At 57.0% G+C, this 16687-nt stretch carries 10 protein-coding genes; 4 read left to right on the top strand and 6 right to left on the bottom strand.

Annotation, left to right across the window (positions count from 1 at the left end; genetic code table 11):
* Positions 1–672: 672 nt before the first annotated feature.
* From NQZ67_RS15355 to NQZ67_RS15340, 4 genes are all read right to left on the bottom strand, one after another.
* Complete coding sequence (locus NQZ67_RS15355; RefSeq protein ID WP_257447376.1) at positions 673–1374, bottom strand: VOC family protein; 702 nt, start codon at positions 1372–1374, stop codon at positions 673–675.
* Entirely contained in the window at positions 1371–2441 is a 1071-nt protein-coding gene (locus NQZ67_RS15350; RefSeq protein WP_257447372.1) for an asparaginase, read from the bottom strand. The genes NQZ67_RS15355 and NQZ67_RS15350 overlap by 4 nt, the downstream gene beginning before the upstream one ends.
* Before the next feature lie 199 nt (positions 2442–2640).
* On the bottom strand, positions 2641–5826 hold the full coding sequence (locus NQZ67_RS15345; RefSeq protein WP_257447369.1) for an MMPL family transporter: 3186 nt from the start codon (positions 5824–5826) through the stop codon (positions 2641–2643).
* 49 nt (positions 5827–5875) lie between these two features.
* Complete coding sequence (locus tag NQZ67_RS15340) at positions 5876–6322, bottom strand: MarR family winged helix-turn-helix transcriptional regulator (RefSeq protein ID WP_257447366.1); 447 nt, start codon at positions 6320–6322, stop codon at positions 5876–5878.
* Positions 6323–6620: 298 nt separating this feature from the next.
* Here NQZ67_RS15340 and NQZ67_RS15335 point away from each other — a divergent pair, with 298 nt between their 5' ends.
* The 4 genes from NQZ67_RS15335 to NQZ67_RS15320 all read left to right on the top strand — a co-directional run bounded on the left by NQZ67_RS15335 (position 6621) and on the right by NQZ67_RS15320 (position 12292).
* Positions 6621–9254: a putative bifunctional diguanylate cyclase/phosphodiesterase gene (locus NQZ67_RS15335; protein WP_257447363.1), complete on the top strand. Its 2634-nt coding sequence runs from the start codon at positions 6621–6623 to the stop codon at positions 9252–9254.
* A gap of 383 nt (positions 9255–9637) precedes the next feature.
* Positions 9638–11386 (top strand): methyl-accepting chemotaxis protein, encoded by a 1749-nt coding sequence (locus tag NQZ67_RS15330; protein WP_257447360.1) that lies wholly within the window; start codon positions 9638–9640, stop codon positions 11384–11386.
* Positions 11387–11484: 98 nt separating this feature from the next.
* Positions 11485–11973, top strand: coding sequence for a hypothetical protein (locus tag NQZ67_RS15325; protein WP_257447357.1), 489 nt, complete (start codon positions 11485–11487; stop codon positions 11971–11973).
* 55 nt (positions 11974–12028) lie between these two features.
* Complete coding sequence (locus NQZ67_RS15320; protein ID WP_257447354.1) at positions 12029–12292, top strand: hypothetical protein; 264 nt, start codon at positions 12029–12031, stop codon at positions 12290–12292.
* Positions 12293–12491: 199 nt separating this feature from the next.
* Here the strand turns inward: NQZ67_RS15320 and NQZ67_RS15315 are convergent, their stop codons facing one another.
* Both NQZ67_RS15315 and NQZ67_RS15310 read right to left on the bottom strand, forming a co-directional pair.
* Positions 12492–14540 carry an ABC transporter ATP-binding protein gene (locus NQZ67_RS15315; protein WP_257447351.1) on the bottom strand — a complete coding sequence of 683 codons (2049 nt, stop codon included), beginning with the start codon at positions 14538–14540 and terminating at the stop codon, positions 12492–12494.
* 19 nt (positions 14541–14559) lie between these two features.
* Positions 14560–16308, bottom strand: a complete 1749-nt coding sequence (locus NQZ67_RS15310) for an ABC transporter ATP-binding protein (protein ID WP_257447349.1) — start codon at positions 16306–16308, stop codon at positions 14560–14562.
* Positions 16309–16687: the final 379 nt, after the last annotated feature.

Below are 16687 nucleotides of genomic sequence, written 5' to 3'. Positions count from 1 at the left end.
CTTGCGGTCGAGCTAAGTGTGAAACATTGCTGATGCGCCGTGGCTAAAAAATCGCTCTATGGGGCGGGCGAAGCGTCGGTCAACCCTCATAGAGCGAAAAAGTCGCTCTATTGGAGCTGGCGAAGCGCTGGTCACTCTCCATAGAGGAACAATAACGGACATTTTACTGTTATTTTCGCATGAATTTCACATTTCGCCGAAATAGCACCCAAAATACCGTTAATAGGTTGCCAGATGAAGATTCATCTCGTTTCCAAAAGAATTAGTGCCGTTTATGCCGCTATTCGAGCGAGCGCCTGTGGTTGCTTTAAAATAACACCATTTAATCCGCTATTTCATCTGGAGCTCCTTCTAACGCCGATGTCTTTTAACATGACCTTCGATTTGCCTATATACGCTTCTTTTATCGATGAAAATCTCTCAAACAGCGTGAGAGCCGTTCATGGGGCTGGCGCTACTGCGTTCCCGCCTCGTAGAGTGAGTGTCGTTCGTTAGGCCTGCGAAACGAGGTTTGCGAAAGAGTCTGGCGAAACGCCGATTCTACCTCATAGAGCGAGAAAGTCGCTCTATTGCCCCCCGACGCCACGCCGATTCCACCTCATGGAGCGAGAAACTCGCTCCCTTCCCCACCCTGCGAACGCCGCTCCCGCTCACTTGAGCCAACAAGCCACTCTACCTCCGAGTCACGACCAGGCCGTCCGGGCCTTCCTCCAGCGTTAGCAAGCCGAAGTCCTTCACGCTGACGGTGAACGGGAAGCATTCCGCGGTCAGACCGTTCGAGAAGGCCCATATTTTGCCCGGCGGGACGAGGATGAACAACCCCTCTTCGTCGCCGACCGGGTTGAACATGGGGTCTCTTCTGATATATGTAGGGATCCCCAGCGACTCGAAGACATCCGCCGCTCCCAGTACGTCTTTGGTCGGCAGGCCCATCTCGCTGACGCCGAGCAAGTCGATCGAAGGGTCAAAAGGGCGGTCCACGCCGTTGTTCATCGTATGCCGGGCGATCAGCTCGAGAATGTTGCCGACGGAATCCATGAAGTAGACGGCATCGGAATTCCATAGCTCACTATGCGAAATATCCCGGTCGCCTTCCATGCCGAGCTCGACTCTCGCCTCGATCCAACGCTTCGCTTCATCCAGCTTGTTCTCCGGAATGTTCATCGCAAAATGATAATAAGGAGCCTTCCCGCCCCTCCCTTCGGAGCTCTCCGCGCCTTCGCTGACAAACGTAATAACGGTATACCCGATGCCCACCGTCAGCCTCCGTTCGGTGAACTCGAGCACGGGAACGCCGAGCACGTCCCGGTAGAACGGAAGCAGTCTGCCCGGGCCGCCGGCCGGCGTCAGCAGCTCGATCGTCTCCATGATCATGGGCGCTGCACCTCTAGCTTCTCGTAATATACGTTCTCTTCGCGGATAAACCGGTCCCTCGCCACTTCGTCCCCGATCATGCCGTAAGCCAGCATTAGCTTCGTCAGCGCCGCTTCGATCGACATGTTTTCGATAAAACGGGCGCCCGCTTCGATCAGCCGATGCGAAGAGGCGTACATCGCGTCGCTCGCGTCCTTAATCGGGCAGAGGTAGCACTCGATTCCCTCCAAGCTGCACCGTTCCACGAATGCCGCAAGGGAATAGGGGCCGGACTCCAGCGCGTTGGCGGTGCCCGAGTGATGGAGATCATGCAGGACGGCGAGCGGCTTTGCGCTGCGGAAATCGTAAAGCTCGTAGTTCAGGCCCGGGTACGGCTTGATGTACAAAATCGCATCGGAGATGCTCGGCTCCGCTGACACTCGCGAATGGATCGAGCTGGGTCGCGCCCTCAGACTATCCGGTGAAGGATTGCGTTCATCCTTCGTCCATTGGAATGCCCGTTCCTCCGTCATCTTCCCGTAAGGCAGCTCGTAAGGGCTTCGGAACTGGTCCGTAAACGATTCGTTCTGGAACACCCTAGTTCCCAAATAAACAATGGATTCGCCTTTGTCATTCTCGTAAACGACGAATACGCCGGGCAATGCGGTCTCCGCGATAAAATCAATCGAGCTGGACAAATTGCGGAGCCCGTTGCTCCGCGCATCCGCGATGGGGTAATTGCTGGCCGTTAGCACGAGCGGAATCGGAACGTCCGCGAACAAATACCCCATCATCGCCGCCGTAAAGCCAAGCGTATCCGAGCCGTGCGTCACGATAATGCCGTCATAGCCTTGGAAGTCTACGCCGCGCACCGCGCGGGCTAACGTCATCCAGTCGGCCGGCGTAATGTTTTCGCTGAGGAGATTCAGCGGCTGCAGCGTGTCCAGCTTGACGTCGTCCCGATAGGTCGGCAGCTCCCGGTAGGCTTCCAGCAGCGCGTACGAGCCGGACTGATCCACGTTAATCGCCAAGCCCTCCGCTTTGCTCCCGATCGTGCCGCCCGTAAATATAATCAAAATCCGCTTCATAGGCGGCTCCCTCCTGCTCATTCAAGCTCTATTTAAGGATGTCCGAATCCGGCTTCCTCAAACACAGTATCTTCCTTCTTATCTTACTATCTGCAACCGGGAAAGTCTAAACGGTTCATGAGCTGCAGATTGGGCGCAAAACAAAAAAGGGCCGCTCCCAAGCCAATCAGCTTAGGCAACAGCCCTTCCCTCTCAAAAATTAATGCTCTCTCGTGCTATGCGTGTACACGACGTCCGCGCGAGTCCGCGCGCCAAACTCCTTCTGCTTCATGAACGGCCACCAGTTGGCTTCGCCAAACGTCCGCACCATGACCGGTATGAACAGCGGCAGCATGACCAGCGCATACAGGAACAATCCGCACAAGACGACGGTCGCGATCTGCAGCAGCGACATGACGCCGGATGGCAGCATGGCCGCGAACGTACCGCCGAGAATGACCGCGGCCGACATGATGACCGCGCCCATGTTCTTCATCGCTTCGAGAATCGCCTGCTTCGGATCCATATCCCGATACTCCCTGAAACGGTCCATAAGGAAGATGCTGTAGTCGACGCCCAGCGCGATCAGCATGACAAAGCCGAAGAACGGCACCGCCCAGCTGATGCCGGACAACCCGAGTATTCGCACGAAGATCACTTCCGTAATGGCCAGCGACGTGAAGAACGTCACGAGAAGCGAAGCGACGACATAGAGCGGAACGACGATCGAGCGGAACAAAACGATCAGAATAAGCGAGATGCCGATCAGCATCAGCATGACCGTTCTGGAATAGTCGCCATCCGAGATCGTCTTCAAATCATGGTTCATGCTCGTGACGCCGCCGATAGCGACCTGCGCGCCTTCCAGCTCCGTTCCCCGGAACGCCCGCGCCACGGCATCGTTCAACGCCTCGACCTCCGCCATCGTCTCTTCGTTGTAAGGATTGCTTGCGAAGATGACGTCGAGCTTCGCCGTCTGACGGTCCTCCGACATATAGACGTCCAGAGAAGCCTGGAACTGCTCATCCCCAATCGCTTCCTCCGGAATGTGCCAGCCTGTCATGTTCCGGTCCGGCGCCTCGGCCAATCCTTGCAGATAGCCGCCCGCGGACTCGAGACCGTCGGTCACCTGATTCAGGCCGTCCACGCTTTGATCCAGTCCGCTCGTCAGCTCGCCGAGCTGGCCGCTTAGCGACGCGAAGCCTGCCTGCAGCTGCTCCTGTCCTTCCGCAAGCTCGCCGAGACCCTGCGTCACGCTCGGCATCTTATCAACGATCTGTCCTTGGCCGGCTGCAGCCTGAGCGATGCCGTTCTTCAGCTCGCCAAGACCCGCCGCGAGCCGGCCAAGACCTTCCGCCAAAGCGGCTTGCCCCGCGGACGCTTCGGCGAAGCCGTTGTTCGCCTGCTCCATGCCCGCCAGCGCGCCGGCCAGCCCTTTGTTCATCTCCGTCAGCTGCGCGCCGAGCGTCGCCGCTCCCTGCTGCAAGCCCGACAGCGTCGCGAGCGCTTCTTGGAACGCCGCGTCTTCCTTCAGCTCCGGGTGATTCTCCTGCACGGCGCCAAGAGCCTGCTTCACGCCGTCCAGGCCTTGCGCAAGCTTCGTCTGCTCGCCTGCCGCCGCTTGATAGCCGGCGGTAAGCTCGGACAGTCCGCCGCCCACGCCTTGATAGCCCTTAAGCAGCTCCGCGCTGCCCGCTGCCAGCTTCTCCGCGCTTTGCTGCGCGGCCGTCAGCCCCTTCAGCAGCTCATCCGCGCCGGCGGTGCCGTCCATCAAACCTTTCTCGATCGCGCCAAGACCGGAAGCCAGCTCCTGCATGCCGCTGCGCAGCTCATTCGTGCCGGCAACCAGCTGTTCGGCGCCTTCCGCCGCTTCCGCAAGCTTAGGCGCGTTGTCGTTCAACGCGGTGCTCGCTTCGGCCAGCCCGCTGCTGATCTCGCCCAGTCCGTCGCCGCTCTTGCCGAGACCCTCATCCAGCGTGACGACTTGATCCGCGACGAGGAAATCCTCCAGCACCTCGCCCGTCGGCCGCGTCGCGCTTCGTACCGTCTTCACGCCTTCGACCTTGGCCAGCTCGCGGCTCGCCTGCTCCAGCGCCGCCAGTCCCTCCGGCGTATCCATAGGCGCATCCGACTTCACGATTACATTCGTCGGCAGCGTCTCGCCCGGTCCGAAGCTGTCGGCGATCACGTTAAAGCCTTTGACGGAATCGTACTTCTCCCCGATCTCATCCAGCGAGTTGAACGAGATCGTTCCCTTGTACGCCGTCAGGAACGGCACGATCAACACGGCCAGAATGATGAGCGCCCATATCGGACGCTTCAGCGAGAAGCTGCCGACCGTCCCCCACAACCGGCTCGGCTTGTGCTCCAGCGAGCCTTTGGCCGGCCAGAAGAGCGCGTTGCCGAGCAGCGACAGGAACACCGGCACGAGAGTGAACAAGGCCAGCAGCAAGATCAGGATGCCTACGGCCACCGCCACCGCCGAGCGGTACAGCACGAACGTCGAGAATCCGATCGAGGCGAAGCCTACGAGAACCGCCAGTCCGGAGAACAGCACCGTTTTGCCCGCGGTCTTGTACGTATGCACGATCGCCTCCGTACGGTCGCCCCGGTGCGCAAGCTCCTCCTTATACCGGCTGATTAGCAGGATACAGTAGTCCGTGCCGATGCCGAACAAGACCGCCACCAAGAAGATTTGCGTGAAATTGGATAATGGGAAATCCAAATATTCAACGAGAAACGCTACGATCGACTGGGACACCAAATAGGTGAAGCCCACCGCGAGCAGCGGCACGAACGGCGCCGCCGCGGAACGGAATACAAGGAATAGAATGACGAGAATGAAGCCTACCGTAATAAACTCCGTCTTCTTAAGCCCTTCCTGCGAGCTCTGCACGACATCTTCGCTAATGATCCAGTTGCCCGTGTAGTAATGCTCAACGGATACGCCCTCGAGCGCTTGGTACAATTCCTCTTGCACCTGCTTCAGCTCTCGCTCTCCCGCTTCGACGTTCATCAGCGCGAGCACCGTGCTGCCATCCTCGGACAGCATCTGCTCTTCCAGCTCCGGCACGTCGAAGTGCGTCATGACTGACTTCACGCCAAGCGATTCGTCCGCCGCGCTCAGCTTCTCGATGCTTTGCTTCACTTCTTCCATGTCGGAGCCGGATAATCCGCCCTCCTTGTGGAATACGAGCACGGTCGACATGCCTTCGGCCCCGCTCTCGCCGGCCCCTATCTCCTTCTCCAGCTCGGCGGCCAGCGTGGACGAATAGCCGTCCGGCACCGTGATCTGGCCTTTCGTCCGGACCAGCTCCTCCATCCCCGGGGCGCTCAGCATCAGTCCGGCGGCTCCGGCGATCCACAGGACAAGCACGAGCCATTTCAGCTTCAGTATGACCTTCATCGTTTCTCTCCCTCTCCTTCTCTTCTTGACGCCTTTCTTCTTATATGGTCTACAGCTTCATGACGGCTCTGGCCAGCTTCTCGAAGGTCTCGATGAAAGCGATGGCCTCCTTCTCATCGAACTGGTCGATGATGCCGGCAAGCACGTTCTGAACCTGATCCTCCATTAAGTCGCAGATCCGAATGCCCTCCTCGGTCAATACGATATTAATGACCCTGCGGTCCTTCTCCTCCGGCAGACGGTTAATCAAGCCTTTATCGGATAATCGCGTAATGATTGCCGTCACGGAGCTTTTGCCCACGCAAAAAACCTCGGCCAGCTCCGATGCCGTGCTCCTCTCGTGATGGCGCAAGTAACGCAGCATTTGGAACTGATCCACGGTCAATTCCTCGGGCATCAAATCCTTCACTTTGGCATGCATCCTGCGCTCGACGGTAAAATCGGCCATCTCATATCGGCGTATCCATTCCTTCAGCTGCTGCTGGCTCGATTCCATGTCGGTCCCTCCAATTGATTCTATTCTCGAACTATTCGATAGTAGAACTATATCAAATCGATGAGAGCTCGGCAACTGCCCGTTTCTTTCCTCCTTCAAATCCTTTTTCCCCTCTGTAGGAATAAGAAGGATTTTGGTTGAATTTGTCGAATAATAGGGAAACTGCACGAAATACTAATTTTTCTAATGAAATAGGCAAAGGTAGGCACGTTTCGCGCCAATACCAAACACGAATAAGGTGAGCCTTATCTTATTAGCATGAAAAAGCTAGCCTTGTACCCGCATCAGGAGGACGCATGTGAGCCCAACAACCTTGACCAACCGCAATCATTGGCTGATCATTACTACTTTTACCGCATGCACACTGCTGGCGGTCGTCTGTGAATGGAAGGCGTTCCCGTTCGTTTATGGCATGAGCTTCTCGTTGTCCAGCTTGTTCGTACTCCTGTCTCTACGTCTATATGGCTTATGGGGAGGATTGTTAACGGCCGTCATAACCGGCTTGGCGGGTTATCTGTTCATGCACCATCCCCTGCTCCTGGTAATCGGGGTGATGGAAACGCTCGTTGTCGGCTTATTGCTTCGCAGATACAGCGGCAAGATACTACGTTCCGATGCCATCTTCTGGGCTGTCATCGGCATTCCGTATTCCTATTACATATACAGCCAGCAGTATCCGGAAGGCGTCGTCGACATTAAGCTTATCGTGTGCATTCTGGCGCTGAACGCGATTTTCAACGCGCTGTTCGCCGAAATCGTTTACCATTACGTGCTGCTTGGCCGCAGCAGCGGAGTGGCGCGCACGAACCGGCAGCCAAGCAGCATCAGCCAGCTGCTTCTGCATTTCGCGCTCGGCATCGTCATGGTCTCCTTCCTGCTTAACATGCTGATCAATAGCGCGGGCTCCTTCAAGGAGGTGTCGTTATATGTCCAGAGCATGGTCACCATCTCAACGACAACGGTCAAGAAAGAATGGGGCGCCGTCGGCGATTCGCTGACCGCTCCCAAGAACGACGTCCAGCTGCGCAGGCTGCAATTCGTGATCGACCGTTACGCTTCGGACACTTACACCTTCTGCTTCGTCGGCCGCGACCACAAGGTCGTCGCATCCAATCATCGCGGATGGATCGGGCGTTCATTCGATCCATGGCAGGAGCGCGATTACGATTATGCGGGGAATTCTCTGTATATCTCGAATAGCAGAGAAGCCGAGGGCAGGACGGAGCTTTACACGTGGCACAAGGAGCACTTCTTATATGTGGAAGAGATGAAGGACGGTTCGGGCTACTTTGCCCTGATGTTCCCGATACAGGCTTATTATCCCTATCTGTTCGGCAAATATTATACGCATTTCCTCTATCTGATCGGATTTGCGGCGGCGGCGATTCTCGTCTCGATGATGATCAATCGCTCCTTCACGAAAGGGCTGCAGCGGCTTGCCTCCTCCACGAGGAATCTTCCGCTGAAGCTGAAACAGAACAACGCGCTCGCCATACCGGATAGCCATATCGTCGAGTTCCACTCGCTGATCATGAACTTCAAGCATATGGCCGGCAGCCTGCTCCATCTGTTCCACGAGTCCCAGCGGAATAATGAACGCTTGCAGGCGCAGGCTCAGCTGCTTCAGCGATCCGAGGAGCAGCTGCATCAGCTCGCTTATTATGACATGCTGACCGGACTGCCGAACCGCCTTCAATTCAACCGCCACTTCCAGGAGCTGATCGCGATGAGCGAAGCGGCGGGCAAGAGCATCAAGGTTGCCGTCTTATTCACGGACATCAACCGCTTCAAGCAGGTGAACGACACGCTCGGACACGCGCTGGGCGACCAGCTTCTTCGTATGGCGGCAGGACGCTTCCAGGCGCTGAACAGCAAATCGCGAAGCGTCTTCCGCCTGGGCGGCGACGAATTCGTGTTTCTGCTCCTATACAGGCAAGAAGAGGAGCTCGCCGGCTGCGCGGAGGCGATCCGGGACAGCTTCTCCGTGCCGTTCGTCATCGAAGGCATGCCGCTCTACATGACGGTGAGCATCGGCATCAGCATGTACCCGCAGGACGGCGAAGATATGAACGCGATTATCCGCAACGCGGACATCGCCATGTACAACGCCAAGGAAGAAGGCGACGGCTACTTCCGCTATTACAAGCCGAACCTTCTGCCTCTTATCGCGGAGAAGATGCAGCTGGAGAACGGGCTGTACAAAGCGCTGCAGGAAAATCAATTTTATTTGCAATACCAGCCGAAGATGAGCTCCGTTACCGGCGAGCTTTGCGGGATCGAAGCGCTAATCCGCTGGAATCATCCGGAGCTGGGCTTTATCCCGCCGGATAAGTTCATTCCGCTTGCCGAAGAATCCGGCTTTATCATGGAGATCGACAGATGGGTGTTCCGCGAAGCCTGCCGGCAGAACAAGGCTTGGCAGGATGCGGGCCTTAAGCGCGCCAGCGTCTCGGTCAATATATCGGCGCGCCACTTCTACCAGGGCAATCTGAAAGAAATGATTACCGAGGAGCTGCAGGCTACCGGACTTGAGCCGCAATACGTCAGCCTCGAAATCACCGAGGGCGTCTTCATGCGCAATATCGAGAAGGTTATCGAGACGATCCAACATCTTCGCGGGCTCGGCATTCAGATCTCGATCGACGACTTCGGCACCGGCTACTCGTCGCTGAGCCAGCTGCAGCGCCTGCCGATCTCCGATGTGAAGCTCGACCGATCCTTCATTAGGGGCATTACTATTGAAGACAAGCGCTCGTCGATCGTGCGGGCCATCATCGAGCTCGCGCACAGCATGAACATGCGGGTCGTCGCAGAGGGCGTGGAGACGCCGGATGAAGCCGATTTCTGCCGGAATCTGAATTGCGACGAGCTGCAAGGCTACTTGTTCAGCCGCCCGCTGCCCGCTTCGGATTTCGAGAAGCTGCTTGCGTAAATAGAGAAAATAGAAAAGGACGATCCCTATTGGCTGGTTGGCTTAGAGGGATGGTCCTTTTCTATATCCATATCCGTGTCCGGCTTGCAAAAATACGCCACAAAAAAAGGCCACGACAGGCAATTGCCCGGCATGGCCGCTACGAACGTCCGGCGGCTTATACGGTCGGAAGATGGATCAAGACCGTCGTTCCATTCATGCGCAATGATTTTCCACAACCGCGTAATAGTTGCTCCGTTCCCATAAATTGATGGCGCCCCTGATACTTTTCTAACAAACAAGTTGGCATTTCCCTAATATCTGCGTGATATGCTTGTTGACAAATATCAACCTAGAAGCCGCATCATGATTGTTTCATTACATGTGAGGGGTGCTCATCGTTTATGTTCAAATGGTGGAAAAACAGAAGTTTGGTCCTGACAAGCTCGGTCATATTGGCTTTTCTTTTGGTCGCGTTGATCAGCGTTATGCAGTGGATGTCTTACAAAGCGCAATACAAGGATTTCGAAGAAGAAATCGTGATGATCGGACACACGCTCGGCTACCAGGTCGAATTTGAATTCGGCATTACCGAACGCGCCGCCGAAGAGTTGATCAATCAGAAAACCAGCCTATCGGAGCCGTTCACCATTCTCCGCCAAAAATTCGATGCGATGACGCGTAATGACAACATTGCGAACGCTTATATCTATCTGCCCGAGAAATCATCGGCGAATGGCAGCGAAGTCATCACCATGCTGCAAGGCAATGCGGAGCTTGAAGAAGTCGGCTTCGGGCCCGGCGCGACGTACGCCATGGGAGAGACGATTGCCGAAACATTCGAAACCGCTTTGAAGAGCGGCGAAGGATGGTCTCCCGTATATAGCGACGAGATAGGAAGCTGGCTCACCTACTTCAAGCGGATCGAGGATCCGCAGGGGAATGTCGTTGGCGTGTTCGGCTTGGACTTTGACGTGGACCACCTGGAATCAGAGATTCAATCTATGATCAAAGACAGCATCATTCTGGCCGTTATCCTAATCGCCGCGGCCGTCCTCGTCATTGTCGTCCTCGTAACGCTCGTGCTGAGACCGCTCCGCCAACTTTCGGGCGTCGCCAAGCTGGCGGCGGACGGAGACCTGACAGTAGCCGTCCCCGTTCACTCCGGCAACGAGATCGGGCAAGTATCCCGTTCCTTCAACGAGATGATCGCGAGCCTTCGCCAGCTGACCGGCGAAATTCGCAATAGCACGACGGAGGTGGCGGAGTCCGCAGAGAATATGCAGCAAAGCGCGGAGCAAACATCCAGAGCGACGGAGGAAGTAACGGAAGCGATTCAGGAAGTCGCGTCGGGAACCGAAACGCAGCTCCAAAGCTTCCAGGAATGCCAGCGCGCGATGACCGAGATGACGATCGGCATTAGCCGAATCGCAGAATCCTCATCTTCGGTATCCGAGATGGCCGCGGACACGACATCGCTCGCCACGCAAGGCGGTATTGTCATCGAGCAGACGCGCCGCCAGATGCAGGAGGTCGAGGAGCAAATCTCGCAAACGGTCGTCACGATGCGGGAGCTGCATGCCCAAAGCGAACAAATCGTGCAGATTCTCGGCATGATCAGCGAAGTCGCAAACCAGACGAACCTGCTGGCGCTGAACGCCTCCATCGAGGCTGCCCGCGCCGGCGAGCATGGCAAAGGCTTCGCGGTCGTCGCCGTCGAAATTCGCAAGCTGGCCGAACGCTCCAAGGAATCGTCCGAGCAGATTTCCGCCATTCTTGGCACGATCGGCAGCCATACGAAGGAAGCGGCAAGCGCTATGGAGCAATCCGTAACCGCCGCTCGCCACGGCTCTGCCGTATCCATCCAAGCGGGTGAATCGTTCCAAGCGATCGTTCATTCCATTCAGCAAGTGTCCGACCAAGTACAAGAAGTATCCGCAGCCGCGCAGCAAATGTCGGCAAGCAGCGAGCAGGTTACCGCTTCGCTAGATCAGCTGGAGCACATCTCGAGCACGTCTGCCGGCAATGCCCAGCGCGTCGCCGCGGCTTCGGAAGAACAGCTCGCTTCCATGCAGGAAGTAGCGAGCAGCTCCGAGCAGCTTCGCCATTTGGCCTCCAGTCTGAATGAAGCGGTGGGCCGGTTCAGAACGTAATTCGTCATTTTAGAGAAAAGCCCTGGGGGTCCAGGGCTTTTTTCATTTGTTTTTTGCGGTACAATGGGGCTAATCAAGAGGAAGCAGGAGGCGCAAGCTTGCAACAGTTACCGTTATATGCCCAGAATATTATCGTTTTCGTTACATTCAAGTCGAGCACAGGCTGGTACGTAGCCGATAAGGAGCTATGGTTTCTTGATTTGCGCAAATTCGCGGATGCCTTCATCAGCAAGGGATATGCTGTCCCGAATCCGGAGGACTTCTCGGATCGATTCAATATTCCAGTCGTGAACGAGGATACCGCCTCGGCCTTTCTTCTTTGTATCCAAGATTGCAAAGCGTCGGTGAACGAGCTCAAGCAAGTGCTGGAGCAACAAACATATGATCATATTTCCGACATGGTGCCTTCGTTGTATGTGAATTTCGATGAAAAGAGGCTCCTATCGAGCTATCCCGAGCCTGCCTCCTACGAACAGTTTGTTCCCGATGGATGGATCGGCCTGTACGGAAGCTGGCTGGCTTGCGTTCCCGAGGAACATCGATTCTGGTCATCGCTCGAATCTCCTTTCATCGGAAACTTCCGCTAGTTTTACCCATATGCTTCTACATGGACCGCATTTGAAACCATGAGGAGGCATGCGCATGTTGTTCTTATTCTGGCTCGCCGTCGTGGTCATCGGAATCGTGCTGCTGTATAAGAACCGCACTCAGAACGAGGAGCTGCTCGCCCTGAAGCTGGTCGGCTATTACTTGCTCGGCACCTTCTATCTTTCGTTGAATGGACTTCTTCTCCCTATCGGATTTGTTATTAGCCTGTTCCTCCGCCCCCGATCGAACCGCGGCGTCAAGCGCGCGGCGGCCATCTTCGGCCTGGTGCTGATGATTATCGGGCGGATTGTTAGTTAGGCACTGCGCGAAAACCTTTGGACTAGCGGATACGGCTTTTAAGGCGGTATCGCCGACTTATACCACGAGCCGCATGTCTTGGCTTTTAAGACGGCCTCGCCGACTCATTCGACCCTCGAGCCGCGGCTCCGGTTAATGCAAACGCAGCAAAAAGGAGCAGGCACCCACGCCTGCTCCTTTCCTATCTTCTGCAACTCCGTTACGCCGGCTGAGCCGCTCCCTGCTGCAGCTGGTACATCGCGTAATATTTGCCGCGATGCTCCATGAGCTGATCGTGGTTGCCGCGCTCGACGATGACGCCGCGGTCCAGCACCAGAATCTGATCCGCTTGGCGGATCGTCGACAGCCGGTGCGCGATGACGAACGTCGTGCGCCCCTTCTTGAGCACGTCCAGCGCCGCTTGGATGATCGCTTCCGTCTCGGTATCGATGCTGGCCGTCGCCTCGTCGAGGATCAGGATCGCCGGATCGAACGCGAGCGCGCGGGCGAACGAGATCAGCTGCCGCTGCCCTGCGGACAGCGTCGCGCCCTTCTCGATAACCTGCGCGTCGATGCCGCCAGGCAGCTGCATGAACATGTCGTACGCGCCGACGTCCTTCAGCGCCTGCACGATCTTCTCGCGCGAGATCGACGGATCGTCGAGGCTCACGTTCGAAGCGATCGTGCCCGTGAACAGGAACGGATCCTGCAGCACGATGCCCATATGCTGGCGCAGCAGCTGCTTCGGCATATCGCGAACGTCGGTGCCGTCCACCACGATACGTCCTTTGCCGTCCGCGAGGTCGTAGAACCGGAACAACAGGTTCAGGATCGAGCTTTTGCCCGAGCCGGTATGGCCGACCAGCGCGACCGTCTCGCCTTGACGGGCGTGGAACGTGATGTTTTTCAGGACATACTCGTCTTTCTTATAAGCGAACGACACGCCTTCGAAGGAAACATCCCCCTTGTACCGCTCCATGCGGCCCTTCGCCACGTCGATGCCTTCCTCGTCCATCAGCTTGAACACGCGCTCCGCGGAGACGCGCGCCGTCTCGAGGTTGGACAGCTGGTTCACGATGCCGACGATCGGCGCGAACATCCGGTTCATGTAGTCGATGTAGGCGTACAGCACGCCGACCGTCACGACCGCGCCCAGCGATCCGCCCCAGAACATCCAGACGACGACGAGGAACAGCACGTTCCGCACGACGTTCACGAGATTATGCGACGTAATGGAGTTGAGGCTGAGCAGCTTGTTCTGGTATTTGAAATAATAATCGTTCATCTCCGCGAATTCCTTCGTCGTTTCCTTCTGACGGCGGAACGCTTGGATGATCGTCATGCCTTGAATCGATTCGTTGATCATCGCGTTGATCTCGCTCAGCTTCGCGCGGATGATCCGATTGTACTTCGCCGCGAACTTCCGGTACACGATGATCCATACGATCAGAATCGGGACTAGCGGAAGCGTAATCAGCGCAAGCCGCGTATCCAGCAGGAACAGCGCGCCGAAGATGGCCGCCATGTAGATCGTTCCCGTAAAAAAGTTCGCAAGCACGCCCACGTACAGCTCACGGATCGCTTCCGTGTCGTTCGTGATGCGGGAGACGACTTGGCCCGCGGCCAGGTTGTCGTAATAGTTCACCGGCAGGCGCTGCGTATGCGCGTACACGTCGTTCCGCATCTTGCGCACGATCTTGTTCGCGGACGTCTGCAGCATGAGCCGCTGTCCGTAAGCGAATGCGGCGACGAGCAGCAGCAAGCCGAAATACAGAGCCGCCAGCTTCAGCAGGCCAGGAACCTCCGGCTTGTAGAACGCGTACAGCTCCTGCGCCGTCAGCTTCGTCACGGGATAGACGGCGCTTCGCCCCGCCGTCCCGTCCGTCTCTTCCGTCACGGTCAGCTCGTTGCCTGACACCGTGCGCTTGCCGCCTTCCCACTCCAGGTCGCCGGCCAGGAAGTAATAGCTGCGCCCCACCTGCAGCACGCGCGCGGTCGCTCCCCTCTCCGCCCTAGCCGCTGGACCGTCTTCAAACCGGTCCTCGCGTTTATACCATTTGTCGCCATAAGGGACGGCGAAAGCCTGCTCGCCGCTCACCTCGTGCCATTTCTTCTCGATGCCGAGAATGTTCTGGTCGATCATGCGCTTGGCGATGAGCGGACCCGTAAGCTCCGCGCACACCGCCAGCACGAGCAGCAGCAGCGCCGCCATAATCGGTTTCTTGTACAGCATGGCGTATCCAAACAATCGTTTGCCCGTTGTGCCCATTGTTCCTCACGCCTCCTATCTATTCAGTCTCGATCGCCGCTTCAAGCTGCTGGCGGTCGTATTGTTCTTTGTACCAGCCGCCCCTCGCGAGCAGCCGTTCATGCGTGCCTTCTTCTACAATCTTGCCCTCGTCCATGACGATAATCCAATCGGCGTGCTGCACCGCGGACAATCTGTGCGTCGTAATAAGCGTCGTCTTCCCGGCGCGCTCCGTGCGGATTCCGTCGATAATCTCGGCTTCCGTCTTGGCGTCGACCGCAGACAACGCATCGTCCAGCATGAGAATCTCCGGATCGGCGATCAGCGCGCGGGCAATGCTGACCCGCTGCTTCTGGCCGCCCGACAGCGCGACGCCCTTCTCGCCGACGAGCGTGTCGAGACCGTCCGGCAGGAACGCGATGTCCTTGGCGAACGAGGCTCTCTCAAGCGCCCGCTGGAGATCCGTCTCGTCCGCATCCGACCGTCCGAAGAAAATGTTTTCGCGAATCGTCTTGGAGAACAGGATCGGCTGCTGAGGCACGTACCCGATCCATCCGAGCACCTGGTCGATCTGGAGATCGCCGAGCGGCTCGCCGGAGACGCGGATGCTGCCCTTGCCAAGCGGATACTCGCGAAGCAGCTGCTTCAGCAGCGTCGTCTTGCCGCTTCCCGTTCGCCCGACGATGCCGAGCGTCCCGCCTTGATGCAGCTTGAGCGTCACGTTCTCTAGGTTGTTCACTTCCGATGAAGGATATTTAAATGTGACCTTGTCGAACTCGACCAACGTCGGTTCGGCGACGACCGCCGGCTTGTCGGCGTCCTTCACGTCCGGCTTGTAGCTGAGCGTCTCGTTGACGCGGTCGAGCGATGCGTTGCCGCGCTGCATGATGTTGATCAGCTCGCCGATCGCGAACATCGGCCAGATGAGCATGCCGAGGAATATATTGAACGAGACGAGCTCGCCGAGCGTAATTTCGCTATGGAATACCAGGTAGCCGCCGTAGCAGAGACCGATAAGGTAGCTGCAGCCGACGAGAATTTTCATCGTGGGCTCGAAGAGCGCGTCGATCTTGGCGACGGCGATGTTCTTGCCCAGCACCTCGCCCGTCTTCGCCTGGAATCTCGCTTCGCTCGCTTCCTCCTGGACGAACGCGCGGATGACGCGAACGCCCGCCACCGACTCCAGCACCTGATCGTTCATCTCGCCGAACGCGTCCTGCGCGTCCATGAACCGCTCGTGAATCTTCTTGCCGTAGTAGGACATGGCCAGCGCCATGAGAGGAAGCGGCAGCAGCGCCGCAATGGTCAGCTTCAGGCTGATCGTCGCCGCCATCACGATGAGGATCGTGATCATGAACAGCGTCGAGTCGACGAGCGTCAGAATGCCGAAGCCCGCCGTCGTCGCCACCGCGCCGAGATCGTTCGTCGAACGCGCCATCAGGTCGCCGGTCCGGTTGCGCTCGTAGAACGTCGGCGTCATTTTCAGAAAGTGGCCCATCATGCTCGACCGAAGCAGCCGCTCCAGCACGAACGCGCCGCCGAACAGCTTGTAGTGCCAGACGTACGTGATCAGGTAGCCGACGATCGTCAGCCCGATCCAGAAATACATAATACGGTTAAACTCGGTCGTGCCGAGCAGATTCTGGCTGATCCCGTCCACGAGATAGCCGAGCAGCCAAGGAGGAATAATATCGATGACTCCGGTCAGCACAAGCAGCGTAATCGCGATCGTGTACCGCTTCCATTCCTTGCGGAAAAACCATCCTAACTTTTTCAAAACTCCGAACATAGTCTCACCCACACCTTCCGCAGCCCTTGCAAAGGGCCTCTTTTTCTCCACATATTTTCCCCAAAAATGGCAAACAAAAAAGCATGCCGCCGTAACGACACGCTTTACCGGCCACGGCGGACCCGCCACGCAAAACGCGAGGGGGAACCCTTGCCAGGGCACAATAAAGGCGCACGATTACGGATACGTAACCCTGCGCCTCTGATTCGCGATCGAGATCTCGCTGTCAAAGCTGGAAGACGCTTGTATGGATTACGCCGCGGCTATCGCCAAGATCATTGATGTCGTTATCGTAAAAATTCCGCATGTACGTAATCCCCTTTCTTCCCGTGCTAGCAATTTCTTGAAATCTACTTTGTCACTTTATCACCGCGGACAA

Origin of the sequence: Paenibacillus soyae (assembly GCF_024623455.1) — a bacterium.
In the GTDB taxonomy this organism is placed as follows: domain Bacteria; phylum Bacillota; class Bacilli; order Paenibacillales; family Paenibacillaceae; genus Pristimantibacillus; species Pristimantibacillus soyae.
This window is presented reverse-complemented; position numbering and strand designations above follow the sequence as displayed.